The sequence below is a fragment of the Streptomyces sp. NBC_00310 genome (genome assembly GCF_036208085.1).
Classification (GTDB): domain Bacteria; phylum Actinomycetota; class Actinomycetes; order Streptomycetales; family Streptomycetaceae; genus Streptomyces.
The window spans coordinates 8,355,112-8,381,520 of record NZ_CP130714.1; the positions used below are offsets into that span (position 1 = coordinate 8,355,112).

The following is a 26,409-nucleotide window of genomic DNA, read 5'->3' on the forward strand; positions in this document are numbered from 1 at the left end:
GAGGCCCGGCGGGCATCCGTGGCCTGGAACGTTCAGGTGTCGGCCGGGGCGGGTTTCCTCGGCCGGCTGGGGATGGCGCCTTCCGGGCAAGGCGCCTGGTCATGAGGTGATCGGCGGCGAGTGGCACATCGTGCGCTCCCATGGGGCGTTCACGCACACCGCGAAGGGAGCCATCGCCTCCTGACGGGCACGGGGCCTACGCCGCCGGGATTCCGTCACGCGTCGGTCCTCGCCGCGCGGGCCGCGAAGGCGGCCGGGGTGAGACCGGTGCGGTCGCGGAAGAAGCGGCCGAAGTTCGCGGGATCGGTGAAGCCGAGGTGGACAGCCACAGCCCGGGCGTCCCACCGGGCACCTCCCAGCAGGCGCCGGGCTTCCAGGAGGCGCCGCTCGTCGATGAGTTCACGCACCCCCTTGCCGGTGGCGTCCCGGGCGGCACGGCTCAGGGTGCGGACCGAACAGCCGAGCAACTCGGCGTAATCCGCGGCTTGATGCAGCTCGCGAAAGTGCAGCTCCAGGGCGTCCAGGAAGCGCCCGTACCTGTCGGCACGGCCACGGCCGGCGCGGGCCGTGGCCGCGGCCGTTGCCGTGCCGACGGGGGCGATGCCCGGGGAGTCGGCCAGGCGCAGCAGCAGCGATTCGAGCAGGCTGCGCCGCAGGGCGTGGTGGATGTCGAGGGGGCGGCGCCCCAGGGCGCGGTGTTCGTCCAGGAGCTGGAGCGCCGTCTGCCGGAGCCAGGCGGCGTCGTCGGGGTCCGGGCTGAGCACGGCAGGCGCCTCGTGCGCGGTGAGCGGGGCCAGGAGACGGGCGAGGTCGGGCCGCAGCACGTCCGGTTCGAACAGGATGAACGGGCCGCGGGCCGCGCCGGGCGGATGCCAGCACTGCGCGTGCCCGGGACGTACCCACAGCCACTGGCCGGGGGCGACCGTCCGCGTGACGTGGTCGACGTCGTGCCGCAACTCACCCTCGGTGACCAGGATCAGGTAGTGGAAGGTGGCACGGCCCGGACGGGGCGGGTTCCACGGCCAGTCGTCGTGCTGGGCGAAGAAGTCCTCGACGGTACTCACCTCAAGGCCGTACGGAGTCCCGACCGGGGGCTGGAAACCGTACAGCGGAACCGCAGCTGGTCCGGCCTGCCTGCTCGGCCCGGAGTGTCGCTTGTCGACCATCACGTGTCCGCAGTCTACCGCCCTTCCAGTCGGCTTCGACGGAAGGATGGAACGTGCCACGGCGCCCGCGCGGCGCGCCCTCCGCCTCCTTCGACGCCACAGTCCGCCACCACCTGAGAAGGCTCACCACCCATGAACGGATCGGCCCTGCACAAGACCGCCGCCGACTGCGCGGAGGAACTCCCCGGAGCCCAGCTGGAGCACCCCTTCGGCCCCGACTGGGAGGTCTTCAAGGTGCGCGGCAAGGTGTTCATGCTGATGACCGAAGTCCCGGGGCGTCCCGTCGTGATCCTCAAGGCGGACCCCGGCGAGGCCCACGCCCTGCGGCAGCAGTACAGCCACATCACCCCCGGCTACCACATGAACAAGAAGCACTGGATCACCCTGGAGAGCGGGGAAGGCGTCGACAAGAAGCTGGTCGAGGAACTCGTCACCGACTCCTACCGGCTCGTCGTCGCTCACCTGCCCAGGGCCGAGCGGCCCGTCGACCCGCACACCTACGGCACCGGCACGCGGGCTGCCCGGTGAGCGCGGCCGGCGACCGGCTCCAGGACACCGCCCGCCAGGCGGCCCTGGCCCTCCCCGACGTCAGCCACGGATACCCCTTCACTCCGGGACTCGACGTGTACAAGGTCGCGGGCAAGGTGTTCCTGATCGTCACCGACGACCCGGACGATCAGATCATCACGGTCAAGTGCGAACCCGAACCCGCCCGCGCTCACGTACGCGGCCACGCCTCGATCACACCGGGCCGCTATCTCGACAAACGCCACTGGATCTCACTGGGACCAGGCCCCGGCATCACCGAGCGGCTGATCACCGACGCGGTCGAGGATTCCTACGACCTGGTCGCCGAGCGACTGCCGCGACGCGACCGCCCCGGTGCCCGATGAGCGCCGCGAGCTTCCCCTCTCCGGCCTGGCCGAACCGCCGATGGTAAGTGGATCAACTTGCCTCAAGGGTGGCGCGGAGGTTACCTTCGCGTGGTGAGTCCATCGACTTACCTTACGACTCGGCAAGGAACAATGAAGATGAATCGTCTTGCGGGCAAGCGCGCCCTCATCACCGGCGGCACGAGTGGGATCGGTCTGGAGACCGCGCGGCGTTTTATCGCGGAGGGGGCCGACGTGCTGGTCACAGGGGTCACCCCGGCCAGCATCGACAAGGCGCGGCAGATCCTCGGGGACAAGGTGCCGGTGGTGCAGGCCGATGCGCGCGATCTCGATGCACAGCGCGGCCTGGCGGAGTGGGTGCGTGAGCACTTCGGACAACTGGACGTGGCGTTCCTGAACGCCGGCGTCTCGGACTGGCGGCCGTTCGAGGATCACACGGAGGACAGCTACGACCGGCTCTTCGACATCAACGTCAAGAGCGTCTTCTTCCTCACGCAGGCCCTGGTGCCCGTGCTGGCCAACCCGTCCTCGGTCATCCTCAACGCGTCCAACAGTGCGCACGGCGGTTACGGTCACTCAAACGCCTACGCCGCGACAAAGGCGGCTGTCGCCTCCCTGATGCGGTCGTGGAACGCGGACCTGCTCAGGTCGCACGGCATCCGGTTCAACGCGGTCAGCCCCGGCCCCGTGGACACCCCGCTGTACTCCGGCTCCAAGCTCGGAATCGAGGATCCCGACCAGCGGAAGGCGGTTCTGGAGGTGATCAGCTCCGGCATCCCCCTGGGTCGCATGGGCATGCCCGAGGAGGTCGCGGAAGCCGTCGTGTATCTGGCTTCCGATGCCTCCGCCTTCGCTGTGGGCCAGGACCTTATCCTGGACGGCGGCCAGACCGTCCTCTGACAGCGAGGATGCGGCTGGGAGACGGGCGAGGGGCGTGGGTATGTCGGTGGCGGACCGTGACCGAGCGGAAACCGGTGGCGATACGTGCCAGGCCGGGTATCACGCGCAGATCAAAGCGGAGAACCGCGCGCGCATCATCCGCGCCGCCCGCGACCTCTTCCTCGCCCGGGGATACGACAAGACCTCCCTGGCCCAGATCGCCAGGGAGGCCCGCGTCTCCACCGGCACCCTCTTCAAGCGGTACCCCTCCAAGGCCGCGCTGTTCGCGGCCGTCACCTCCGAACAGTGGCAGCTGGACGTGCAGTACGCCGCACCGCCCCCGCCCGGCGATCCCCGGTACGGTCTGGACCACATCGGCCGCGACTACGCCTGTCTGGTCTCGCGGCCCGGCACGGCGGCGCTGTGCCGCCTCATCATCACCGAACTTCCGCAGATGCCGGAACTCGCCGACATCGTCGGCACCGGCTTCGCCATCGACCGCGGACCCTTCTTCGACCGGCTCCGCGACTACCTGGACGCCGAAGCACAGGCCGGCACACTCGACTTCCGCTCGGCCGACGGACAGACACAGCCGACATCCGCCGTGGCCGAACAGTTCCTCGGCATGATCTGCGGCCAGCTCCTGTGGCCTCAACTCGTACGGACCGACTTCGTCCCGCCCGACCCCACCGACACCACGATCGTGGACGAAGCCGTCGCCCTCATGCTCACCCGCTATCGCACCGAATCCTGAATCCTGAACCCCGGACCACCAGTTCACGCTGCAGCACCCCGATACGTCGCCCTACCGGGACAGGCGCAGGTACGGATGACTCGACCGACAACCAATACCGGCGAGCGCGACCGGTCCTCCCCGTAACCAACAGCGGCCGACGGCTCAGCCGGGACCGTGACCTCCCGGTACTGCCGGCGTGCGCCCCCGGCGTCGCGCTCGGTGGCGAGACCACCGACAAGTGATCGACGAAATCCGCCAGCACGTGCGAACCCGGGAAGACGCCGGCCCCGCTGTCACGGTGTTGGCCTTCTGCGGCGGCGACCACCGCGGCTGCACCGGTTACTCAGCGCCACCAGCAGACAGCGCGTAGCCGGCTCGCGGCGGACCCCCTCATCCGCACCTGCTACCCGGTGCTGGCGCAGGCGATCCTGCACGGGGCGTCCGCCCAGCTGCGGAACATGGTGACCGTGGGAGGCAACCTGCTGCAGCGCACCCGCTGCATGTACTTCTACGACGAGAGCGCCGCGTGCAACAAACGCGCACCCGGCAGCGGTTGTGACGCCATCGGCGGGTTCTCCCGCGGCGGCGCGGTCCTGGGCGCGAGCGAGCACTGCATCGCCACGCATCCCTCGGGCATGGCGGTGGCGCCGGTGATGCTCGGCGCGGTCGTCGCGGCGGAGAGCGTGCGCGGCGTGCGGCGTATCCCGGTCGCCGAGTTCCACCGGCTGCCCGGCAACACGCCCCATATTCGTCGAGGTCGGGCATCGGCGGCGTCGAACAGCGCTTGGACCTCGTCGTAGGTCAGAGGCCGACGCCGGGAATCGCCCTCGTATACGCAAGGGAGCCACGGCCGTTCACGCGTCAGGGTCTCTGATCAGCAGAAACATCCGCGGCGAGGAGCTACGAACTGTTGCAGCCCATGCGATTCATCGTGTATCGCTCCTTCGCCCAGGCGCGCACGCTGTGCCGAGACGTAAGGATTTCGTCATCGGCCAACCCGGCCGCAGCGATCGCCCGTTCCGTTGAATGGGGATGACGACACGGACTCACGGAGCGAGAAGAGGGACGGCATGGGGCGCGTGCGGAGGGGACCGCTGACCATCGGGCTGCTGGTGGCGATGGTCGTGGGCGTGGGGGCAGGGCTGTACTGGTTCCAGCCGTGGAAGCTCTGGCAGGACGAGACGGTGACGGAATCCCTGCCCGGCGCCGTCGTGGAGGCCTCCCGGACCCCGGAAGCCGGCCCAGGAACATCGTCCGCCCCGTCGGAGCCGACCGGAGCCGTGACACTGGCCACCGGTGAGCTGATCAGCCACGAGCACACGACGACGGGCACGGTGAAACTCGTACGGCTCACCGACGGCACCCACGTGATCCGGCTGGAGCGGCTCGACACCAGCAACGGCCCGGACCTGCGCGTATGGCTGACCGACGCCCCGGTGAAGGAGGGCCGGGCCGGCTGGCACGTCTTCGACGACGGCGCGTACGCCAGCCTCGGCAAGCTCAAAGGCAACAAGGGAAGCCAGAACTACCCCCTGCCCGATGACGTCGACCCGACCCGGTACACCAGCGTCACCATCTGGTGCGACCGCTTCGACGTCTCCTTCGGCGCCGCCGAACTCGCCGAAGCCTGACCGTTCTCCCCGCCGGCACGGCTTCGCCCCCGACGCCCGGCCGCCGCCGTACGAGAAGGCGGTGGCCGCCGACACCCTGGTGCTCACCGGGCCCCTCTGGCCGGGCGACGACAGCTCGGTGACGAAGCAGGTGATCGAGCGGCTGTACGGCTGCTCGCGGCTGCTCGACTCCAGGGGCAGTACGCCTCTCACGGACACGTGGGCGGATGCCTCGTCCCGTCGGGCCGGGTCCTCGCCACGCTCCGGCCAGGGGGGTGCGGAGCACGGCATCAAGGGAGCGTAAAGATTGCCGGAACCAGGCAGTGTTTTGGGCGGGTCCACGTGTGAGTATTGCGGTCACCAGCGCGGTGACAGTGGGGGAGGGGCGGTGGAAGGCTGATGACCTGGTTTCTGGTTCTCGGCATCGGAGGAGTCGTACTCCTCGTCCTGTCCCTCGTCCTCGACGGTGTCCTTGAGGGCCTCTTCGAGGGCGTCGACGCGCTCGACGGTCTCTTCGACGGCTGGCTGTCGCTTCCGGTCATCGCCGGGTTCGTGTCCATGCTCGGCTTCTCCGGCGCGATCGTCATGGGCACCACCGGGCTCGGCGCGTTCGGCGCCACCGCGGTCGGAGTGCCCGCCGGAGCCGCCACGGGCTGGCTCGCCTACCGCTTCAGCCGCGCGCTGTTGAACGACCGGTCCGGCGCCGCCCCGCGCGACGACGACCTGATCGGCGCCGCGGGCTCGGTGGTGACGGCCATTCCGGCCGACGGCTACGGCGAGGTGCTGGTCCACCGGGCCGGGCAACCGGTGAAGCTCGCGGCGAAGAGCCCGAGCCCGGTGCCGCGAGGCGCCGAGATCTGGGTGGAGGAGGCGTTGTCGCAGACAGCGGTCTTCGTCCGCCCGGTCGAACGCTGACCCGCCGCGCAGGTCCGCACATCGGGCGCCGTCGCAGCGGTGGCGCCCATTCATCCACCATCCACGTGCACCCGTATCGATCTGCCGTCCCCTGGGAGGGCTGAGGGGGAAAACATCATGAGTCCAGTGGTCATAGCCGTTGCGGGAGTCGTCGTACTCCTCGTGTTGCTCGGCCTCGTCGTGGTCACCCGTTACAAGGTGGCGGGGCCCAGCGAGGCGTTCATCGTCACCGGCCGGCGCGGCAAGCAGGCCACCGACCCGGAGACCGGCCGGGTGTTCACCGACAACAGCGGCCAGAAGGTCGTGGTCGGCGGCGGGGTGTTCGTCGTGCCCTTCGTGCAACAGCGTTTCACCCTGGACCTGTCGTCCCGGCACATTCCGATCGCGGTACGCGGCGCGGTCACCCTGCGCGGAGTCAAGGCGAACCTCGAAGGCGTCGCCATCGTCAAGGTCGGCGGCACCGAGGACTCGATCCGCGCCGCCGCGCAGCGGTTCCTGATGCAGCAGGACGGCATCGTCGGCTTCACCCAGGAAGTGCTGTCGGGCGCGCTGCGGGCCATCGTCGGCCGGATGTCGGTGGAGGACATCATCCGCGACCGTGCCGCGTTCGCCGGTCAGGTCGCCGAGGAGGCCGAGGCGAGCCTGTCCGGGCAGGGCCTGGTGCTGGACGCCTTCCAGATCCAGGACATCACCACCGAGGGCTCCTACCTGGAGGACCTCGGCCGCCCCGAGGCCGCCCGCGCCAAGCAGGAGGCCGACATCGCCGAGGCCGTCGCCCGTCGCGCGGCCGAGCAGGCCCGGCTGAAGGCCGAAGAGGAAATAGCCATCGCCCAGCGGACCTTCGCGCTGAAGCAGGCCGAGATCAAGGCCGAGACCGACGAGGCCGCAGCCCGTGCCGCCGCGGCCGGCCCGCTCGCGGAAGCGGCCCGGCAGCAGGAGGTGCTCGCCGAGCAGGAGAAGGTCGCCACCCGGCAGGCCGCGCTGACCGACCGTGAGCTGGACACCAAGGTCCGCAAGCCCGCCGACGCCGCCCGCTACCAGGCCGAGCAGGAGGCCGAGGCCCGCCGCATCGCGCTGGTCAAGGAGGCCGAGGCGACCGCCGAACGGGCCAGGCTGACCGGTGAGGGCGAGAAGGCACAGCGCGCCGCGCTCGCCGACGCCGTCCGTCTCGAAGGTGAGGCGGAGGCCGCCGCCATCGGCGCCAAGGGTGCCGCCGAGGCCGACGCGATGCAGAAGAAGGCCGACGCCTTCGCCCAGTACGGCGACGCAGCCGTCCTGCAGATGCTGGTGGAGGTACTGCCGCAGGTCGTCGCCAAGGCATCCGAACCGCTCAGCGCGATCGACAAGATGACGGTGATCTCCACCGACGGCGCCAGCCAACTCTCGCGCACGGTCGCCGACAACGTCGCCCAAGGCCTCGAACTCCTCGGTTCAACCACCGGAGTCGACATCGCCGAGCTGCTGAAGGGCATGACCGGCCGGGTCGGTGGTGCGCAGCCCACGACGACGGCGCCCACCCAGGCCAACGGGAAGGTCGAGATCACCGGCTGACGCCGGCCATCGGCCGGAGGAGCGAGCCCGGGCGGTCCTGGAACCGCCCGGGCGGTCCTGGAACCGCCCGGGTGGCCCTGGAACCGCCCCGGTTGGCGCGAGAAGGCCCTACAGATGTCGGGCATCGCACTTGAGGCAAGGGTGCGGACTTGTGCGCATGCCGGCTGCTTCAGGAATCCGCCCGCGCCGCGGCCGCGGACCGTGGCGCGGGAGTCCGGCTTCCTCGGCCGGCCGGACAGCCAAAGGCGGTTCGGGACGCGCGGGGAGGGACCGGGCGTGCTGACGTCGGCGCCAGTACGGCACCGACCAGGGAGGAGATCGCCCCGTACGCGTCCCTTCCCGCGGTCATGCGCTAGAAAGACGTCGACAACGCATCAACTTCGGGGAGACCCACATGGCGGGCCGGGACGCGTCCGAGGAACACGACGAGTACCTGAAGGGGTACGCCCGCATCCTCGCGAACGCCTCGGCGACCGGGCGCCGACTGACCCGAAGCGAACTGGATTCGCGCCGCGCGCTGGGCGAGCGGGCCGCGGAGGCGGGCCTGGGCCTGCGCGTCATGGTCGGCGCCCACATGGCAGCCACCCGGTCGCACTGGCCGACCGGGAACGACGTTTCCGTGGACGACGTGCTGGGCGCCGCGGCACAGGCCGTCGACGCGTTCGCCGAGGGCTATGAGCGGGCGCAGCGGATCGCCGTACGCCAGGAAGAAGCCGCTCGCCGCGAGTTCATCGACGACCTGCTGTACGGCCGCAGCGACCTGGGCCGACTGGCCCAGCGCGCGGAACGCTACGGGCTGCGGCTCTCGTACGAGCACGCGGTCGCCGTGGCCCGCGGCCCGGTCGCGTACGAAGAGGGGGACGCGGTTCTCCGGGAAGTGGAGCGTGCGCTGATCGGCCGGTTCGGCGACCGCAGCATCCTGCTCACCACCAAGGACGGCCGACTGGTGTGCATCGCCCCGGGCGACCAGAGCGAGGTACTCGCCCACTTCGCCAAGCGGGCGTTCGCGGCCACCGGTGGAGGCCAGGTGGGAATCGGCCGCCCGCAATCCGGGGCGACCGGCGTCGTCCAGTCTTACGAGGAGGCGCTCAACGCCCTCGACCTGGGCGAACGCCTCGAACTCGACGAACCTGTGCTGCACGCGGCCGACCTCCTGGTCTACCCCGTCCTCACCCGCGACCGGCAGGCCATGGCCGACCTGGTGGAGAACGCCCTCGGTCCGCTGCGCGGAGCCCGCGGCGGCGCCCAGCCGCTCCTCGACACCCTCACCCTCTATTTCGACTCCGGCTGTGTGTCCGCGGAGGCGGCGCGGCGACTCTCGCTGAGCGTGCGCGCCTTCACCTACCGCCTGGAACGCATCCACAAGCTCACCGGCGCGGACCCCTCCGACCCCGTCCACCGCTACACCCTGCAGACCGCGGTGATCGGCGCCCGGCTGCTGGACTGGCCGACGAAGCCCAACTGAAGCCATGACGGAAGCCATATGCGCAGGGAAGTCCGGTCGGCGTCGAAGGGGCACACGTGCCCGCAACCTGAAGCAGGCTCAGGGCGTTCAGAGGCGGCCTCACGGCCGGGCCCACGCTCGGTTCCGATCGGCCAGGGGGTCCGGGCCGGTACGCCGGTCCGGGGGAGGCGCTCGCGCAGTGCTGTCGCTCTCGGTCACCTCGTCGGGCGAGCTGTTCTTCGCCTCGTCCAACGATCTTGTCGGCCGGTTCGACTACACCACCGACCCCGACCATGTCGTCATCGACCTGTCCGCCGCCCACATCTGGGACGCGTCCTCCGTCGCCGCCCTGGACGCCATCGAGACCAAGTACGCCCAGCGCGGCGAGCGGGTGGAGATCACCGGCCTGAACGCCCCCAGCGCCCACCTTCACGGCAGGCTCAGTGGCGAACTGTCAGCCGGTCACTGACGGACTCACCGGCATGCCGCTCCTGCATCGGTGCCGCGCCCGGCCGAGGCGCCGCCCCGTGACCAGTCGGCGGCACGTGCGGCGCCTCGCCGTTTCCCTCACTGTCTGTTGGGGCGCCGTCAGTCAGGGCTGTGGGGCGCTGCCCATCTCCGCGGTGAAGAGCAGGGGGTCGCTGTCGAAGCCTCGGACCGTCCCGTGGAATTCCCAGGTTCCGGAAGCATCCCGGGTGAACTCCGCGACCGTCGCCGCGGTGGATCCGGAGACCTGCGCGAGGTCGTCCTTGAGGAGCTCCTTGTACCCCTCGACAACCAGTACTCCGGCGTTCGATATGTCGCCGAAGGTCTTGGGGCCGCTGTCCTGGTGGATCGCCACGCCCACGACCACCCGCGCGAAGGAGGGAGCGAGGCGATCGAACTCCAGGGTCATCACTTCGACGTAGCCGAAGCCCTGACCGGTCTGGCTGTGCCGGCTCATGTTGATGGTGCCGTCCGGCGAGCGGCTGTCGAAATGGACGACGTACACGGGCCGCCCGTAGGGGGCATCCGTCGAGTAGGTCGTGGCGATGATATCGAGGTGGTGCGGTGGCTGCTCCCAGGAACTCGGGTCCCACTTGAGCCGTACTTCGGCCTTCACCACTCCCTGCCTGTCGCCGCTCACCGGATTGCCGCCTCTCTCCTGCCAAGCCCCCGCGGGCTGGTCCCCGCAAGGTCAAGTATGGCTCTCGGACCACCCGTTGACGCCTTGTACGACCGGCCCCTTCGACGCCCGTACGGCGACGATCCCCGCCCAAAGGGTTCCTCTACGGGGCGAGCCGTGTGCTGCCTTACGTGAGCGGCGGACGCATCGCCTGCCGAGCTCCGCCTACGGCGTGTGCGGTGCCTTGCCGGCCAGGTAGACGGTGTTGGTCGAGGTGCCGCCTTGCAGGGGATTGTCGAAGTCGACGACATGGGCCGCCGCTTGTGCGAAGACTTCGGTGAGTGCGGAGGTGAACTGCTCGTCCGGCGGGTCGTTGGACCACAGGGCGAACACCCCGCCGGGGTGGAGGTGAGCGGCGAGGGCGCGGAGCCCGGCGGGCTGGTAGAGCGCCGCGTGGCGCGGGTGGAGCACATGGCGCGGTGAATGGTCGACGTCCAGCAGGATGGCGTGGAAGCGGCGGCCCGGCTCCTCGGGGTCCAGACCGCGGGGGTCGGCGGCCAGCGCGAAGAAGTCGCCGTGGACCAGGCGGCAGCGGTCGTCCGACGTGAGCCGGGCTCCGAGGGGCACCAGGTGCCGCCGGTGCCAGTCGATGACTTCGGCGAGCGCGTCGATCACGGTCAGCGAGCGCACCCGGGGGTCGTCCAGGGCCGCCCGGGCGGTGTAGCCGAGTCCGAGTCCGCCGACGGCTACGTCCAGTCCGGTGTCCGGCAGTGTCGCCAGGGCGAGTTCGGCGAGCGCGATCTCGCCGGTCGTGAAGAGGCTGGACATCAGGTACTCGTCGCCGAGCTTCACCTCGTACACGTCGTCTCCCGAGACCGGGTCGCGGCGTCGGCGCAGACTGATCTCGCCGATCGGTGTCGGTCGCCAGTCGATCTCCTCCAGGCGCGGGCTCATCCGTTCACCTTTCTCACGTTCGTGGATGCACGGGGGCACGGGGGCTGTTGCCGACGTGGCGACGCATGCTCCCCCCTCCCGGTGGGGGAGGGGGGAGTCGGGGTGGCGGCCCGCTCAGGCGTCGATGATGACGGGGATGATCAGCGGCCTGCGGCGGTGGGTGCGGAAGGCCCAGTTGGCCACGGCGCGGGCGATGAGCTGTTCGAGCTGGTGGGCGTCGCCGACGCCTTCCTCGGCGGCGGTGGCCAGCGTCTTCTCGATGACGGGGATGACCGGCTCGAAGGTGGTGTCGTCGTGGACGAAGCCGCGAGCCAGGAAGTCGGGGGCCTCGGCCAGCCCGCCGGTGTCGGCGTCGACGATGGCCACGACCGTGATGACGCCCTCCTGGGCGAGGGTGACCCGGTCCTTGAGGGACGCTTCGGTGGCGCCGCCGACTTCCATGCCGTCCACGTAGACGTTGCCCGCGGGCACCTTGCCGGTGATGGAGGCGCGGCCGTCGACGAGGTCGACGACGACACCGTCCTCGGCGATGACGACCCGGTCGGGGTCGACGCCGGTGCGGATGGCGAGGTCGGCGTTGGCCCGCAGGTGACGGAACTCACCGTGCACCGGCATGACGTTGCGGGGGCGGACGATGTTGTAGCAGTAGACGAGCTCGCCGGCGCTGGCGTGGCCGGAGACGTGCACCTTCGCGTTGCCCTTGTGGACGACGTTGGCGCCCCACCGGGTCAGGCCGTTGATCACCCGGTAGATGGCGTTCTCGTTGCCGGGGATGAGGGAACTGGCGAGCAGGACGGTGTCGCCCTTGCCGATGCGGATCTGGTGGTCGCGGTTGGCCATCCGGGACAGGGCGGCCATCGGTTCGCCCTGGGATCCGGTGCACACCAGGGTGATCTGGTGGGCGGGGAGCTTCTCCAGCTCCTTGGTGTTGACGATCAGGTTGGGCGGGACCTTGAGGTAGCCCAGGTCGCGGGCGATGCCCATGTTGCGGACCATGGAGCGGCCCACGAAGGCCACCTTGCGGCCGTGCTGGTGGGCGGCGTCCAGGACCTGCTGGATGCGGTGCACGTGGCTGGCGAAGCTGGAGACGATGACCCGCCGCGGTGCGGTGCGCATCACCTGTTCGATCGCGGGGTTCAGTTCGCGTTCGGAGGTGGTGAAGCCGGGGACCTCGGCATTGGTGGAGTCGGTGAGGAACAGGTCCACGCCCTCCTCGCCGAGGCGGGCGAAGGCGCGCAGGTCGGTGATGCGGTCGTCCAGGGGGAACTGGTCCATCTTGAAGTCACCGGTGTGCAGCACCATCCCGGCCGGGGTGCGCAGGGCCACCGCCAGGCTGTCCGGGATGGAGTGGTTGACGGCCACGAACTCGCAGTCGAAGGGGCCGAAGCGGCGCCGGTCGCCCTCGCGCACGCGCACCGTGCGGGGCCTGATCCCGTGTTCCTTGAGCTTGGCCTCGATGAAGGCGAGGGTGAGCTTGGAGCCCACGAGGGGGATGTCCGCCCGCTCCCGCAGCAGATAGGGCACACCGCCGATGTGGTCTTCGTGGCCGTGGGTGAGGACGACGGCGACGATGTCGTCGAGGCGGTCCCGGATGGAGGTGAAGTCGGGCAGGATCACGTCCACGCCGGGCTGGTTCTCTTCCGGGAACAGCACACCGCAGTCCACGATCAGCAGCTTGCCGGCATGCTCGAAGACGGTCATGTTCCGGCCGATTTCGCCCAGGCCGCCCAGGGCGGTGACCCTCAGGCCTCCGTCCGGCAGCGGAGGGGCGGCTTTGAGTTCTGGGTGCGGATGGCTCATACCCTCACGTTATCGAAGAGTGCGCCGTGCTGATCCACTGCCTGCCGAGTGGACGCGAGCGCGGTGCCCTGCCGGGCGCCTCCGGCAGGGCCGGGGGAGGGACGGGGAGCGGCGAGGACGGGAGTCCCCGCCGCCGCTGGGCCGCACCCCGGGTGCGCCGGAGACCGTCCGGGGTGCCGAGCCGAGGGAGGCCACGAAGACCACCGCCCGCTCCTGCGGCGGCGGCCCGTCGCGGTCAGGTGAGGGGGGACGAGGCCGGCGGTCTCTGGTCGGTGGCCCAGGAGGTGAGGATGGGGAGCCGTTCGCGGGTGGGGGACCCGGGGGCGGCGGTCCAGACGGTGAGGTGCTGGTCGGGGTCGGGGTCGGTGTTGGCGGTGAGGGTGTCCCAGTCCAGGACGAGCTCGCCGACGACCGGATGGTTGAGGGTCTTCGTGTCCACGGTGCGGGCGGCGACGTGGTGATCGCCCCACCAGCGGGCGAACTGCTTGTCCCGCAGGGACAGTTCACCGACCAGCTCACCCCGATGGCCAGCGACATGATCGCCAAGGGGGAGCTCGACCGCGCCGAGGCCGAGGCCAACCAGCCCATCAACCGGCTCGGCGCCGCCGAGGAAATCGCCCAGGCGGTCCTGGGGCTGTGCAGCCCCGGAGCGATTTTCGTCGTCGGCGTCGCCCTCCCCGTCGACGGCGGTCACGTCGCCCGCCAAGACCCCCCCACGAGCCGAGAGACACCATGGAATTCATCAAGCAGCAGCCCAGCAGCAAGGCCCCGGCGGACTGGTTCACCGGCGACGTGTGGTGGGACGTCATCGTGGCCGGCCAGGAGCCCTCCCGGATACGCGCCAACCTGGTCCGCTTCTCGCCGAGCGCGCGTACCCACTGGCACGCCCACGCCCTGGGCCAGACCCTGCACATCGTGTCCGGCACCGCCCTGATCGGAACCCGGGACGGCACTCTCTTCGAGGCCCATCCCGGCGAGACGGTCGCCTGCCCGCCGAACGAGGAACACTGGCACGGCGCCGCACCCGACCGGTCCATGGAGCACATCGCCCTGTGGGAGGGCACAGGCGACGGCACCCCCGAGACCGCCTGGGCCGAGCCGGTCACCGACCAGCAGTACAACGGCCGCCGCACCCGCGACCGGTAGCCACGGCCCATCGATCACGCGCCCCGGGCTCACTCAGGACGTCAGGGCGTCAGGAAGTCCCCTCTGCAACCCCGGGGCGCAGCGGCTTTGTCCTGCCCCGCACCGCGCGAAGGTGCCCGGTCGGGACCACGTGTGCTGAACGACCACGCCGAGCAGCACGGACCGACGCCCCTTGCAATACCGAACGACTCGGTTTAGTTTTATGGCGGGTCGGATGCACTTCCCGTTGGCAGGCCCGCTTCGAAAGGACCGTTCCTCATGCGTTACGCCGTCCTCGGTACCGGCATCGTCGGCCGGACCGTCGCCGCCAAGCTCACCTCCCTCGGCCACGAGGTCGTCATCGGCACCCGACGCCCGGAGGCCACCCTCGCCCGCACCGAGCCGGACTTCCTGGGCAACCCGCCCTTCGTCACCTGGCATGCCGACCACCCGGCCGTGCCGCTGCGGACCTTCGCCGAGGCCGCCGCCTTCGGTGAGACGGTCGTCAACACGACCGCCGGCGCCGCCGCGCTCGATGCCCTCGCCTCGGCGGGCAGCCCCAACCTGGCGGGCAAGGTCCTCATCGACATCGCCAACCCGCTCGACTTCTCCGCCGGGATGCCGCCCTCGCTGAGCCCCGTCAGCACCGACAGTCTCGGCGAACAGATCCAGCGCGCCTTCCCCGAGACGAAGGTCGTCAAGACCCTCAACACCATGCCGTGCCGCATCATGATCGAGCCCGGCCGCGTGGCGGGCGCCCACGACGTCTTCGTCTCCGGCGAGGACACAGACGCCAAGAAGCACGTCACCGAACTGCTGCTCTCCTTCGGCTGGCCCGAGGGCGCCATCGTCGACCTCGGCGGTATCGACACCGCCCGAGGTACCGAGATGCTGTTCCCCCTCGGCTGGAGCCTGATGGGCGCCCTCGGCCACGGCGACTTCAACTACCGCGTCCAGGGCGCCCGCTAGCCCTCCCACCGGAGCTTGCCGCTCGACCAGGACGACGCGGGGCGGCTGGAGTGCGCCGGTCCGATGGGATGCCAGGGGCGGTCGTCGACCGAACGGCTGCCCCCCGGAACGTATGAGGAGAACCTGGCCGCCGCCGACACGGAACTCGCCGTCGGCCACCTTCCGCAGATTCGGACGGCCGTCAGCGAACTAGGCATCCAGGGCGCTGACACCCCTGACGCAGGTCGAGAAGTGGCTACCGAGGAGTGCTTCCAGGCGCGAAGCTGACAACGCCCCGTTCCGCCACAGCGGCACCGACGACCGGATACCCGTATGACCACTCCCGAGAAGCCCCCAGCCCCTGCCCGAGCCGCCCCCGTGACGCTGTCGGCGTCGAACGGGATGAGTCGTGGACTGACCCTGCTGTTCGCCGTCGCCGGCGGGGCCGCGGTCGCCAACCTGTACTGGGCCCAGCCCCTTCTAGGCTTCATCGGACGTGACCTTGACGCCTCCTCCACGACGGCGGGCTGGCTCGTCACCGCGACCCAGATCGGTTACGCCGCCGGCGTGTTGCTGGTCGTACCACTCGGCGATGTCCTCGACCGGCGCCGGCTCGTCCCCGTGATGATGCTGTGCGCGGCCGCGATGCTCGTCGCCTGCGCGCTCGCGCCTTCGATCGGCGTTCTCCTGGCCGCCGTCACCCTGCTCGGCCTCACGACCGTGTCCGGCCAGATCCTCACTCCGCTGGCCGGAGACCTCGCCGGCGGCGCCGAGCGCGGCCGGGTGGTGGGCACCGTCGTCTCCGGCCTGCTCGTCGGCATCCTCACCTCCCGGACCATCAGCGGCCTCGTCGCCGATGCGGCCGGCTGGCGGGCGATCTACCTCATCGCGGCCGCGGCCGCCCTCGTGCTCGCCTTCCTGCTCCGCCGCGCGATCCCCCCGCTCGCACCGAGGGCACACCTGCCCTACCCGCGGCTCATCCTCTCGGTGGGGGAGGCGGTCCGGCAGGAACGGACCGTGCGTTGGACCCTGGTGCTCGGCGCCACCGCGTTCGCCGTCTTCACCCTGTTCTGGACCGCGCTGACCTTCCTGCTGAGCAGCCCGCCGTACTCCTACCCCGTCTCCGTCATCGGCCTTTTCAGCCTGGCCGGCCTCGTCAGCGCCCTCGCCGCCCAGCGGGTCGGCCACCTTCACGACCGGGGCTGGTCCCTGCCCGCCACCGGATGGGGCTGGGCCGGCGTCGTGGTGTCGTTCGTGGTGGCTGCGCTCGGTGGGCACTCCGTCGTGCTCATCCTGGTCGCCATCGTTCTGTTGGACATCGCTGTCCAAGGCGTGAACATCCTCAACCAGATGAGGCTGTTCACCGTCTCCCCCGAGGCGCGCAGTCGGCTCAACACGGCTTTTGTCACCTGTAACTTCATCGGCGGCGCCATCGGCTCCGCCGCGGCGTCCCTGCTGTGGTCCACGGGTGGTTGGACCGCCGTCTGTCTGACCGGCGCCGGCCTGAGCTGTTTCGCCCTCGCCGTGTGGGCCTTCGGCCGCCGGGGAGCGCTCGTACCTCACCGCAGGCCTGGCGGATGAAGCCGTCGCCCTTCCCGGCCGCCAACTGCTCCGCACTCCACACCGGCCCCGCCGCGCCGCGCTCGTACCCGGTGCGGTGCCTCGCCGACCTCGCCAGTGCGTACGCGATTCGCGAACCGAGCGGGTCAGTTCGCTATTCTCTGACCATGCGCACGACGAAGACTGGTAAACCGGCGGGGCGGACCCGCTCGGCCGAAAAGCACGAGGCGATCCTGACCGCCGCCCTGGAACTGCTGGCCTCCCAGGGATACGTCCGGATGACCCTCGATCAGGTGGCGACCGCGGCCGACGTCAGCAAGTCCACCATCCACCTGCGGTGGAAGACCAAGGCGGACCTGCTCACCGCCGCGCTCGCCACGATGCGCATGGCCGACGCCCCGCCGCCCTCCGGCGACATCCGCACCGACCTGCTCGCCATCCTCCGGGACTTCGACGCCAACATGGAGCGCGTCAACGGCATGGCGCTGATCGGCACCTGCCTGGCCGAAGAGGCCCACACCCCCGAACTGATCAATCTGCTGCGCGAGCGCACCATCGGGCCCCGCCGGGCCCTCTTGCGCCAGGCACTCCAACAGGCCCGGGACCGGGGAGAGATCCGGGAAGACGCCGACCTGGGAACGGCCGCGGCCGCGCTGCACGGCTCATACTTCTCCGACCACCTGGCCGGACGCGGCGGCCGCCCCGAATGGGCGGAGCAAGTCGTCGACTTCACCCTGGCCGCCCTGCGCACGTCCGGCTCATGACCTCGCCGTCGCGGGACGACGGGACGACGGGTGCGCGTCTGGGCGCCGCACGCCCCTCGCCGGACCTGTGGTTGCCGCCGGATCGGTTGCGTGCACGGAGAGCCGCTCGGCAGTCGTGACGCCACGCCACGCCGCGCCACGCGGCGCCGGTGGCGGTCACCGCTCCGCGGTGCCCCGGGGTTCGATGCGGAAGTCGAAGGCGAGGGTTCCGGGATCGAGCGCCGTCGCTCTGCCGTCGACGGTCAGAACCGCGCCGTTGACGTAGGAGGCGGCCGGAGACAGCAACCAACCGATCGCCGCCGCGACTTCGTGCGGCTCACCCGGGCGTCCCAGGGGCAGTGGGCGGGTCGCCTCGTCGTAGGCGGCCTCCGCGCCGCCGTCGCCCAACCCCGCTTCCGCGGCGAAGCGCGCCATCCGCCGGTCGGCCATCTCGCTGCGCACCCAGCTCGGGCACACGATGTTGGTGCGCAGACCCTGGCGTCCGTAGTCGACGGCCAGCGAGCGACAGAGCTGGAGCAGGGCGGCCTTGGAGGTCGCGTACGCGGCATTGCCCGCGCCGTTGCGCAGGGCGGAGACCGACGCGACGGCGACCACCGGCCCGTGCGACCGCAGGAGGTGGGGGAGCGCCGCACGCAGAAGAAGCAGGGGGCCGGTGACGTTCGTGCGCATCACGTCCTCCCAGTCCTCCAGCGCCAGGTCCCCGACGGTGCCGCCGCGGCCGATGCCCGCGTTCAGGACGAGCCCGTCCAGCCGGCCGAAGGACGTCAGGGCCGCGTCGACCAGGCTCACGGCGGCGTCGGGGTCACCGACGTCGGACGGATGGGCGAGGGCCCCGGTCTCCTCCGCGAGGCGGCGCAACGGCTCGGGTGGACCTTCTTGCTCATACAAGTAACATGCACCAAGCTAGTGAGGTCCTTACGGCCCGCCTGTGACGTGGGCTCTTGGCATGTCCGCACGGTCCTGGAACCCGTCTACGCGATCTTGTGAGTGTTGTCCCCCCGGCGGGCTCGCCGGGCGCCCTGGAAGGACCGGTGTGGATCCAGAGATAGTCGCCGCCCTGCTGGTTGCCGCGACCGCGGCCGGATGGGTGGACGCGGTGGTGGGGGGTGGCGGGCTGATCCTGATCCCCACGCTGCTGGTGGCGTTTCCCACGATGGCGCCCGCCACGGTGCTGGGCACCAACAAGCTGACGGCCATCACGGGCACCGGCGTGGCCGCCGTCACCTATGCGCGGCGTACGAAACTGGACCGGTCCGTGGCGCTGTCCGCAGCCGGACTCGCGATCCCCTCGGCCGGGTTCGGGGCTCTGTCCGCCTCCAGCCTGCCGGCCGACTGGTTCCGGCCGTTGATCATGGCCTTGCTCATCGGGGTGGCGGCGTTCGTGACGCTGCGCCCGAGCTTCGGATCCGTGATCGAGACCGCCGACGCCGTCAGCCGACGGCGGAGGATGACGGCCGTCGCCCTGGCAGGCTGCGGCGTCGGCTTCTACGACGGCGTCTTCGGACCCGGTACCGGAACCTTCCTCATCATGAGTTTCACCGCCCTGCTGTCCATGGAGTTCCTGGAGAGTTCGGCGCTGGCGAAGATCGTGAACGTCGGGACGAACCTCGGCGCGCTCACGGCCTTCGCCGTGCAGGGCCACATCCTGTGGACCCTGGGCGCGGGGATGGCCGTCTGCAACATCGTGGGCGCCACCCTCGGAGCCAGGACCGCGCTGAAGCGGGGCTCTGGCTTCATCCGCGGCGTCCTCCTCGTGGTCGTCACCGTGCTGGTGATCAAACTCGCCTTCGACCAGTTCGGATGAGGCCATGAGGCCATGAGGCCATGAGACCTGAGGTCGCTGCGCGAGACGTCGCGATCTCGTGGATCGGTCTCCACCACCGAGTTCACCACCGCTGTCGTCGAGGCCGTCGGGTCGCCGGCGAACAGCACTGGTCCTTTCGGCGGCTCAGCCCGCGTCGGGCGTGCCGCGCGGGACCGAGGGTTCGGCGGCCTGGGTCGGGGTCGCCGACGGCGCGGTGGTCTCGGCACCGGTCCTGGAGGGTGGGGTCGACGGGACGGGGCTCGGGGGTTGTTCGGTGGGCTGGGCGGTGGTGGTGGCGGTGTCGGGGGTGCGGGATGTCGGTGGGGTGGGGGAGGGGCTGGTCGCCGGGGGCGGGGCCAGGGGGGCCGAGGGGACGGCCGGGGCTTCGTTCCCGGCGAGGTGCAGGGGGAGGGCGATGAGGGCGACGGCCGCGCAGGTCGCGGCGGCGCCGACGGCGGCCCGCACGAGGCGGCGGCGGGCGGCGGTGCGGCGGATCGTCTCGTAGCGGCCGGGGGGTGGGCCGAGGCGGTCGGCGGGGGGACGCAGGATGACGGTGAGCGGATCGTCGGGCTCGAAGTCCGGGCCCTCGTCAGGCCGTGTGATCAAGGCTTCTCCTCAGATGGGCGCGGAGCAGTTCGCGGGCCGCGTGGAGGTCGGCCTTGACGGTTCCTTCCTTGCGTCCGGTCAGCGCGGACACCTCCCGGATCGGCATGTCAGCGTAGTAGTGCAACAGGATCGGCACGCGCAGCCGTTCCGGCAGCGACTGTACGAGCAGCCTGACCGAGGGGTCGGACTGTTCGGCGTGGTCGGACCGTGGCCGCACCGCGGCTTCGGCGGTGACCCGGTGCATCGCCCTGCGTTCGCGTTCGAGCTTGCGCCAGTGGTCCCGGACGAGGTTGGCCGCGGTGACGTAGAGGAAGCCGTGCGGCTCCGCCACGGACGTCCAGCGGGCCCACAGCCGGGTGAACGCCTCAGAGGCGATCTCGTGTGCCGTCTCGTCGTCGTCGACCAGCCGACGGCACCAGCCGGCGAGGCGCGGGTAGAGGGCGGCGAACAGCTCGGACGCGGCCTTCTCACGGGACCGTTTCAACGCTCTCCATGGTCGTGATGATGCGACAAGTGGCAGTGGGGGGCGAGTGGTTGGCGGAACGAGCGGCGAGCTCCGGCTCACCGGGCCGTGGCTCGCGGCGCCGTCGCCCACCGGGCCGTCGCTCACCGGGCCGTCGCTCACCGATCGGTGGCGCTCAGCGTGGCGAAGACGATCACGTTGTCGCGGTACTCGTCGCCCGTGCGGGGCCCGCCGCAGGTGATGAGGCGCAGCGCGGGGCGATCCACGTCTCCGTAGACCTCGTCGGCGGGGAATTCGGCCTTGGCGACCGTCCGTACGGAATCGACGGTGAACTCCGGTGTCGTGCCGTTCTCCAGGCGCGCCTCGATCCGCTCGCCCCGCCGCAGCCGGGCGAGATGGCGGAAGACGCCGTCCCCGTAGGCGCCGACCGTGACATGGCCCAGGATCACCGACGGGCCGGTCTGCCCCGGGGTCGGCGAGTGCCGGTACCAGCCCGCCCGGTCGTGCGCCGTGACCGGCGGCACCTCCACGGTGCCGTCCGGGGCCAACCCCAGCCGGATGACCGGGGTGTCGACCTCGATGGCCGGTATCAGCAGTCTGACGGGGACCGAACGGCCGAGGGGCCGCGCGACGCCGGTGGCGGACGGCGAGGACGGGGGCGGGGACGCGTCGCCCGCGGGGGGCGCGGTCGTGACGTCGTCGGTGCGTCGGCCGTCGCAGCTCACGAGCAGCGAGGCCGTCGCCGCGGCGGCGACGGCGCGCCTGGAGAGCGGGGTCACGCCTCGTTCGCCCGCCGGCGCCGTACGAGAACGACGGCCGCGCCGCCGCCGAGGAGCACCGCGGTGGTGCCCGTGCCGACGAGTACGCCGGTGCTGCCGGACCCCTCCGACGTCGGCGTCGCACCGGTGTCGGGCGCGCCGCTGGGAACGACGGAGACCTGGCTCGGCGTCGGGTCCGCGTCGCCGTCCTCCGGAGCCCTGGTGGGCTCCCCCTCGGACGGATGCTCGGTGGCCGCGGGGGTGGACGGGACCGGGGTCGCCGTCGTGGAGGCCTCCTGCGGTGCGGCGGACGGGCTCGTGTCGTCGGCGAACGCGGGCAGCGCGGTCGCCAGCACGGCGGTGAAGGCGAGTGCCGTGGCACTGAGGACGGTTCGGCGCATGAGTCGCTCTCTCTCGTCGGGTTCGGCGGGCCGTCGTCCCCGTCGGGTCGGACGGGGACGACGGCTTCGTGGGCCGCCCGGCCGGTTGCCCGGGACGCGGCGGCATCACGTATCGAGCGGAGAGACGAGACAGCGGCGGGACGCGTTGTAAAGAGATGGCAAAGTCGTCGTTCGGAGGCTCGGGCCTCGATCCGCTCGGCCGGTGCCGGGAAGACGGCGCCGCTCTTCACACGGGAGATCGGGGCCAAGCCGCCCACCCGGGTCGTGCTGGTCACCCGGCACGCCCGCCCGGCGGTGCTGCGCCGGGCGCAGCACCGCCGGCGTACGCGGCTTCGTGCCCAGGACCACCCCGGCCGCCCGGCCGACGGAGATCATCCGCGATGGCGCCGGCGGACGCCGTTACGTCGGCCCGGACATCGCCGCGTCCGCCCTCACCGAGGACGACTGCCCGCTCGGCGACCGCGAACCGCAGGCCCTGCGCGCCGCCCGCACCGACGCCTCGGTCGCCGAGATCGCCACCGAGGTCCACCTGGCACCGGGCACGGTCCCGCAACCGCCTCTCCGCGCGATGTCCAAGCTGAGCGCCCCCACGCGTCACGCGACGGCACACCCAGGGCCCCGGCCGGTGTGGCGGCTCAGTACACGTCCCGCACGTACCGCTTCTCCGTCGACAGCTGCTTCACATACGCGGCGGCCTCGCCCTCCGTCATCCCGCCGTGCGTGACCACGACGTCCCGCAGCGCCTGGTCGACGTCCTTCGCCATGCGGGAGGCGTCACCGCAGACGTAGAAGCGGGCGCCGTCCTGGAGCCAGTGCCACAGCTCGGGGCCGTGCTCGCGCATCCGGTCCTGGACGTAGACCTTGGCGCGCTGGTCACGGGAGAAGGCGGTGTCCAACCGGCTGAGCACGCCCGACTCCTGAAGATCCGTCAGCTCGTCCTCGTAGTAGAAGTCCGTCGCCCGGTGCTGCTCGCCGAAGAACAGCCAGTTGGGCGCCCGGTGGCCGAGGGCCCGCCGTTCCTGGAGGAAGCCGATGAAGGGGGCGACGCCGGTGCCGGGGCCGACCATGACCATGGGGGTCACCGGGTCGGTCGGCGGCCGGAAGTGCGGCGAGCGCTGGACGAAGACCGGCACTTCCAGATCGGCCTCGCCGTCCGCGAGGAAGGGCGAGCAGACCCCGCCGCGCGGGCGTCCGCGCAGGTTCTCGTACCGGACGACGGACACCGTCAGCGAGACGTGGTGCGGGTCGACGAGCGGGCTCGACGAGATGGAGTAAAGCCGGGGCTGGAGCCGCTTGAAGACGCCGGTCCACTCCTGCGCGGAGGCCCGCACGGCGAACTCGGTGACCACGTCGACGGCCTGCCGCCCCCATGACCACTGGGCCAGCCCGTCCTTGTTGTCCGGGCGCATCAGCTTCTTCAACTCACGGTTGTCCCGCGTCCGTTCGGAGACGAAGCGCAGCAGGTCCGAGGTGATCCGGGTGACGTCGAGATGCCGGTGCAGGGCCTCGGCGAAGGGCGCCTCGCCAACACCGTTGACCTGCACGGGAGTCGAGCCGTCCAGGCCGGTCACCGCCAGCCATTCCGCCACCAGGCCGAGGGAGTTGACCGGTCGTACACCGAGCGCGTCGCCCGCCTCGTACGACAGCCCCGTCCCGCTGGTGTCGAAGGTGAACCGCCGCACCTCCTTGCCCGCCCCGGGCAGGCTGAGCAGCCGGTTGCCGACCAGTCGGGCGGCGGCGGGCGCGGGCTTGGCGGGACGGGCGACGGGCGCCGGGGCGGCGGTGGGACCGGCCTGCGGCTTCGTTTCCGGAGCCGTGGCCGCCGTGGCCGTGTCCGTTTCCGTCCCTGTGCCGAGTGCCGTGATGACCTGGCCGAGCCAGGCGTCCGCCGACGGCTCGTAGTCCGGCTCGCAGTCCGTACGCGGGGCCAGGCGCACCGCGCCCAGCTCGTCGAGCCGGGCGTCCAGTCGGCGGCCGTGCCCGCAGAAGTCGTCGTACGAGGAGTCCCCGAAGGCCAGTACGGCGTAACGCACGCCGTCCAGGCGGGGGGCCTCCTGGTGCGAGAGCGCGTCCCAGAAGCCGGAGCCGTTGTCGGGCGCGTCGCCGTCGCCGAAGGTGCTGGTGATCAGCAACAGGTCGGCCCCGCTCGGCAGTTGGTCGGGGATCGCCTCGTCCATGCCGACGAGCGTCGCCCGGTGACCGGCGGCCCCCAGATGCTCGGCCGCCGCCACCGCGAACTCCTCGGCGGTGCCCGTCTGCGAGGCCCACAGCACGACGATCTCGCGCCCGGCGGGCTCGACGACGGCGGGCGCCGTGCTCGGGGCCGCCGTCCGCGAGTACATCCCGGCGAGCACCCCGTTCACCCACACCGCGTGCTCGGGAACGAACGGCGCGTCGGCCGGCAGCACGGGCACTCCCTGCACACCGGAGCCGAGTCCGGCGAGGAAGCCGGTGAGGTACTGGCGCTCCTGGGCGGAGAGGACGGGCGGGGGAGAGGGTTCGAGACCGAACGGGTTGGCGCCGGGAGTGACCGCCGTCGGCACGGTCACCGTCGCCGGCACACGCGTCGCGGTGGGCTGGGTCTCCTCCGGCCCGGTCACCCGTACCGGCGCCGCCACCTTCGCCAGAGACACCGCGCACACCTTCAACTCCGGCTGGAACGACAGCGGATCCACCGCGTCGCTCGTCACCGCGTTGATGCTCAGGTACTCGCCGAACAGGTCGTTCCAGTGGAAGGGCGCGAACACGCACCCGGGCATCACCCGGTCCGACACCACCGCCGGGAGCACGGCACGCCCCCGCCGCGACGCGACCTCCACGGAGTCCCCGTCCTGGACGCCGAGTTCACGCGCGTCCCGCGGATGCACCTCCACGAACGGCCCGGGGTTCAGTTTGTTGAGCTTGGCGACCCGCCCCGTCTTCGTGAGCGTGTGCCACTGGTGCTGCAACCGTCCGGTGTTGAGCACGAACGGGTAGTCGTCGTCGGGCATCTCGGCGGCCGGCATGTGCGGCCGCGCGTGGAACACGGCCCGCCCACTGGCGGTGGGAAAGACGAGCCCCGTATCCGAGCCCGAGCCGGAGCTTGAACCCGAGCCCGAGCCCGAGCTTGAACTCGAACCCGACCCCGCACTCGCATCCGCATCCGCATCCGAGCCTGCCTCCACGTACCGGATCGGATTCCGCGACGGCCCGTCCTCCGAAGCCGCCGGCCACTGCACCGACTCCGCACGCAGCCGCTCGTACGTCACGCCCCGCAGGTCCCACCCGGTCTTCGGGTTCCACGCCTGCTTGATCTCCTCGAAGACCTGCTCGGCGCTGTCGTACGAGAACCCCTTCTCGAACCCCATCCCGCGCGCCACGGCCGCGATGATCCGCCAGTCGGCCATCGCCTCGCCCGGCGGGTCGACGGCGGGGGCGGCGAGCGTCAGGGTGCGCTCGCTGTTGATGAGGACGCCCTCGGACTCGGTCCACAGGGCGCCGGGCAGGACGACATCGGCGTACGCGTTGGTCTCGGTGTCGGCGAACACGTCCTGGGTGACGACGAACTCGGCGGCTTCCAGTCCCTCGATCACGGTCTTCCGGTTGGCGACCGAGGCGACCGGGTTGGTGCAGATGATCCAGCAGGCCTTGATCTCCCCGTCGGCCATCTTCTGGAACATCTCGACGGTGCCCTTGCCGACCCCGTCCTTGCGCAGCGACTCCGGCGCCAGCCCCCACAGCTCCTCGACGAACGCCCGCTCCTCGTCCACGAGCACGGACCGCTGACCGGGCAGGCCCGGCCCCATGTAGCCCATCTCGCGCCCGCCCATGGCGTTGGGCTGGCCGGTGAGGGAGAACGGGCCGCTGCCCGGGCGGCAGATCGCGCCGGTCGCCAGATGCAGGTTGACGAGCGCGTTGGTGTTCCAGGTGCCGTGCGTGGACTGGTTGAGCCCCATGGTCCAGCAGCTCGTCCACTCGCCGGCCTCGCCGATGAGCCGCGCGGCCTCGCGGATGTCGTCCGCCGGGATGCCGGTGCTCGCGGCGACGGCCTCCGGCGTGTACTCGGCGAGGAAGTCGGGCATCGCCTCCCAGCCCTCGGTGTGGGCGGCGATGAAGTCGGGGTCGGTGTGCCCGTTCGCGTGCAGCTGCTGGAGAAGGCCGTTGAGCAGGGCCAGATCCGTACCCGGACGTATCTGCAGGAACAGATCGGCCTTCTCGGCCGTCGCCGTACGCCGGGGATCGACGACGATCAGCTTCGCGCCCGCCTTGACCCGGTCCATCATGCGCAGGAACAGGATGGGGTGGCAGTCCGCCATGTTCGAGCCGATGACGAGGAAGACGTCCGCCTTGTCGAGGTCCTCGTACGAGCCGGGCGGTCCGTCGGCGCCCAGCGACAGCTTGTAGCCCGTGCCGGCGCTCGCCATGCACAGCCGGGAGTTCGACTCGATCTGGTTGGTGCGGATGAAGCCCTTGGCCAGCTTGTTCGCGAGGTACTGCGCTTCGAGGCTCATCTGGCCGGAGACGTAGAAGGCGAACGCGTCGGGGCCGTGCTCGTCGATGATCGCGCGCAGCCGCCGGGCCGTCTCGGCGATCGCGTCGGAGACGGGCGCGGGGACGGGCTCGTCGCCCCGGTCGTCCCGGACGAGGGCCGTGGTGAGGCGGCCGGGCGCGGCCAGCATGTCGGCCGTGGTCGCGCCCTTGGTGCAGAGGCGGCCGAAGTTCGCCGGGTGGGACTTGTCGCCGGACGCCTTCAGGACCGTACGCCGGCCGTCGGGACCCATCCCGACGTCCAGAAGCATGCCGCAGCCGACACCGCAGTACGAGCACACGGTCCGCACCCGGGTCGTGGTGCTCGGCGGGCCCTGTGCGGCCACGGGCGGCCCCTCTCTGTCGGCGTCCGGGGTGTCCGGTCGGTCGTCCGGTCGGTCCACCGGTCGCTGTCTGGTAC

At 71.1% G+C, this 26,409-nt stretch carries 23 protein-coding genes and 5 pseudogenes; 17 read left to right on the top strand and 11 right to left on the bottom strand.

Annotation, left to right across the window (positions count from 1 at the left end; translation table 11 throughout):
- Positions 1 to 215: 215 nt before the first annotated feature.
- A complete protein-coding gene (locus OG202_RS36580; RefSeq protein WP_327727453.1) occupies positions 216 to 1,064 on the bottom strand; it encodes a helix-turn-helix domain-containing protein in 849 nt (282 codons plus the stop codon).
- A 234-nt stretch (positions 1,065 to 1,298) separates the two neighbouring features.
- Between OG202_RS36580 and OG202_RS36585 the strand changes: the two genes are divergently transcribed.
- From OG202_RS36585 to OG202_RS36635, 11 genes and pseudogenes are all read left to right on the top strand, one after another.
- Positions 1,299 to 1,694 carry an MmcQ/YjbR family DNA-binding protein gene (locus OG202_RS36585; protein ID WP_327727452.1) on the top strand — a complete coding sequence of 132 codons (396 nt, stop codon included), beginning with the start codon at positions 1,299 to 1,301 and terminating at the stop codon, positions 1,692 to 1,694.
- The gene (locus OG202_RS36590) at positions 1,691 to 2,059 is read left to right on the top strand and encodes an MmcQ/YjbR family DNA-binding protein (RefSeq protein ID WP_327727451.1); all 369 of its coding nucleotides are present in this window, start codon (positions 1,691 to 1,693) and stop codon (positions 2,057 to 2,059) included. Before OG202_RS36585 ends, OG202_RS36590 begins: the two co-directional genes overlap by 4 nt.
- A 138-nt stretch (positions 2,060 to 2,197) precedes the next feature.
- A complete protein-coding gene (locus OG202_RS36595) occupies positions 2,198 to 2,959 on the top strand; it encodes an SDR family oxidoreductase (protein WP_327727450.1) in 762 nt (253 codons plus the stop codon).
- A 40-nt stretch (positions 2,960 to 2,999) separates the two neighbouring features.
- Positions 3,000 to 3,692, top strand: coding sequence for a TetR/AcrR family transcriptional regulator (locus OG202_RS36600; RefSeq protein ID WP_327727449.1), 693 nt, complete (start codon positions 3,000 to 3,002; stop codon positions 3,690 to 3,692).
- A gap of 344 nt (positions 3,693 to 4,036) precedes the next feature.
- A pseudogene (locus tag OG202_RS36605) lies at positions 4,037 to 4,423 on the top strand (FAD binding domain-containing protein); the annotation flags it as partial.
- 321 nt (positions 4,424 to 4,744) lie between these two features.
- On the top strand, positions 4,745 to 5,305 hold the full coding sequence (locus OG202_RS36610) for a DM13 domain-containing protein (protein ID WP_327727448.1): 561 nt from the start codon (positions 4,745 to 4,747) through the stop codon (positions 5,303 to 5,305).
- A gap of 16 nt (positions 5,306 to 5,321) precedes the next feature.
- Positions 5,322 to 5,521, top strand: a pseudogene (locus OG202_RS36615) (flavodoxin family protein); the annotation flags it as partial.
- Positions 5,522 to 5,683: 162 nt separating this feature from the next.
- Complete coding sequence (locus OG202_RS36620; protein WP_327727447.1) at positions 5,684 to 6,199, top strand: hypothetical protein; 516 nt, start codon at positions 5,684 to 5,686, stop codon at positions 6,197 to 6,199.
- A 117-nt stretch (positions 6,200 to 6,316) separates the two neighbouring features.
- Positions 6,317 to 7,750, top strand: coding sequence for a flotillin family protein (locus OG202_RS36625; RefSeq protein ID WP_326575998.1), 1,434 nt, complete (start codon positions 6,317 to 6,319; stop codon positions 7,748 to 7,750).
- 394 nt (positions 7,751 to 8,144) lie between these two features.
- Positions 8,145 to 9,215, top strand: a complete 1,071-nt coding sequence (locus tag OG202_RS36630; RefSeq protein WP_326575996.1) for a PucR family transcriptional regulator — start codon at positions 8,145 to 8,147, stop codon at positions 9,213 to 9,215.
- A 202-nt stretch (positions 9,216 to 9,417) separates the two neighbouring features.
- A pseudogene (locus OG202_RS36635) lies at positions 9,418 to 9,663 on the top strand (STAS domain-containing protein); the annotation flags it as partial.
- Positions 9,664 to 9,786: 123 nt separating this feature from the next.
- On the opposite strand, the gene OG202_RS36640 reads toward OG202_RS36635, so the two are convergent.
- The 4 genes and pseudogenes from OG202_RS36640 to OG202_RS36655 form a co-directional block, all read right to left on the bottom strand.
- Positions 9,787 to 10,320, bottom strand: a complete 534-nt coding sequence (locus OG202_RS36640) for a TerD family protein (RefSeq protein ID WP_326575994.1) — start codon at positions 10,318 to 10,320, stop codon at positions 9,787 to 9,789.
- 204 nt (positions 10,321 to 10,524) lie between these two features.
- The gene (locus OG202_RS36645) at positions 10,525 to 11,253 is read right to left on the bottom strand and encodes a spermidine synthase (RefSeq protein WP_328224188.1); all 729 of its coding nucleotides are present in this window, start codon (positions 11,251 to 11,253) and stop codon (positions 10,525 to 10,527) included.
- A gap of 114 nt (positions 11,254 to 11,367) precedes the next feature.
- A complete protein-coding gene (locus tag OG202_RS36650; RefSeq protein ID WP_327727444.1) occupies positions 11,368 to 13,053 on the bottom strand; it encodes a ribonuclease J in 1,686 nt (561 codons plus the stop codon).
- Positions 13,054 to 13,288: 235 nt separating this feature from the next.
- Positions 13,289 to 13,570 (bottom strand): annotated as a pseudogene (locus tag OG202_RS36655) (MmyB family transcriptional regulator); the annotation flags it as partial.
- Here OG202_RS36655 and OG202_RS36660 point away from each other — a divergent pair.
- The 5 genes and pseudogenes from OG202_RS36660 to OG202_RS36680 form a co-directional block, all read left to right on the top strand.
- Positions 13,571 to 13,756: pseudogene (locus OG202_RS36660) on the top strand (SDR family oxidoreductase); the annotation flags it as partial.
- Between the two features lie 29 nt (positions 13,757 to 13,785).
- On the top strand, positions 13,786 to 14,199 hold the full coding sequence (locus OG202_RS36665; RefSeq protein WP_328224189.1) for a (R)-mandelonitrile lyase: 414 nt from the start codon (positions 13,786 to 13,788) through the stop codon (positions 14,197 to 14,199).
- 258 nt (positions 14,200 to 14,457) lie between these two features.
- Positions 14,458 to 15,147, top strand: a complete 690-nt coding sequence (locus tag OG202_RS36670; protein WP_328224190.1) for an NADPH-dependent F420 reductase — start codon at positions 14,458 to 14,460, stop codon at positions 15,145 to 15,147.
- A gap of 381 nt (positions 15,148 to 15,528) precedes the next feature.
- The gene (locus tag OG202_RS36675; protein ID WP_328224191.1) at positions 15,529 to 16,707 is read left to right on the top strand and encodes an MFS transporter; all 1,179 of its coding nucleotides are present in this window, start codon (positions 15,529 to 15,531) and stop codon (positions 16,705 to 16,707) included.
- A 146-nt stretch (positions 16,708 to 16,853) separates the two neighbouring features.
- On the top strand, positions 16,854 to 17,450 hold the full coding sequence (locus OG202_RS36680; RefSeq protein WP_327727440.1) for a TetR/AcrR family transcriptional regulator: 597 nt from the start codon (positions 16,854 to 16,856) through the stop codon (positions 17,448 to 17,450).
- Positions 17,451 to 17,606: 156 nt separating this feature from the next.
- Here OG202_RS36680 and OG202_RS36685 read toward each other — a convergent pair whose 3' ends face one another.
- Entirely contained in the window at positions 17,607 to 18,338 is a 732-nt protein-coding gene (locus OG202_RS36685; RefSeq protein WP_327727439.1) for an SDR family NAD(P)-dependent oxidoreductase, read from the bottom strand.
- Positions 18,339 to 18,483: 145 nt separating this feature from the next.
- Between OG202_RS36685 and OG202_RS36690 the strand changes: the two genes are divergently transcribed.
- Positions 18,484 to 19,254 (top strand): TSUP family transporter, encoded by a 771-nt coding sequence (locus OG202_RS36690; RefSeq protein WP_328224192.1) that lies wholly within the window; start codon positions 18,484 to 18,486, stop codon positions 19,252 to 19,254.
- 144 nt (positions 19,255 to 19,398) lie between these two features.
- On the opposite strand, the gene OG202_RS36695 is transcribed toward OG202_RS36690, so the two are convergent.
- The 5 genes from OG202_RS36695 to OG202_RS36715 all read right to left on the bottom strand — a co-directional run bounded on the left by OG202_RS36695 (position 19,399) and on the right by OG202_RS36715 (position 26,335).
- The gene (locus tag OG202_RS36695; RefSeq protein WP_327727438.1) at positions 19,399 to 19,860 is read right to left on the bottom strand and encodes a hypothetical protein; all 462 of its coding nucleotides are present in this window, start codon (positions 19,858 to 19,860) and stop codon (positions 19,399 to 19,401) included.
- A complete protein-coding gene (locus OG202_RS36700) occupies positions 19,844 to 20,344 on the bottom strand; it encodes an RNA polymerase sigma factor (RefSeq protein WP_326575974.1) in 501 nt (166 codons plus the stop codon). The genes OG202_RS36695 and OG202_RS36700 overlap by 17 nt, the downstream gene beginning before the upstream one ends.
- 137 nt (positions 20,345 to 20,481) lie before the next feature.
- On the bottom strand, positions 20,482 to 21,102 hold the full coding sequence (locus OG202_RS36705; protein WP_328224193.1) for a class F sortase: 621 nt from the start codon (positions 21,100 to 21,102) through the stop codon (positions 20,482 to 20,484).
- Entirely contained in the window at positions 21,099 to 21,482 is a 384-nt protein-coding gene (locus tag OG202_RS36710) for a sortase-dependent protein (RefSeq protein ID WP_328224194.1), read from the bottom strand. Before OG202_RS36710 ends, OG202_RS36705 begins: the two co-directional genes overlap by 4 nt.
- A 635-nt stretch (positions 21,483 to 22,117) precedes the next feature.
- Entirely contained in the window at positions 22,118 to 26,335 is a 4,218-nt protein-coding gene (locus tag OG202_RS36715) for a molybdopterin-dependent oxidoreductase (RefSeq protein WP_328224195.1), read from the bottom strand.
- Between the last annotated feature and the right edge of the window lie 74 nt (positions 26,336 to 26,409).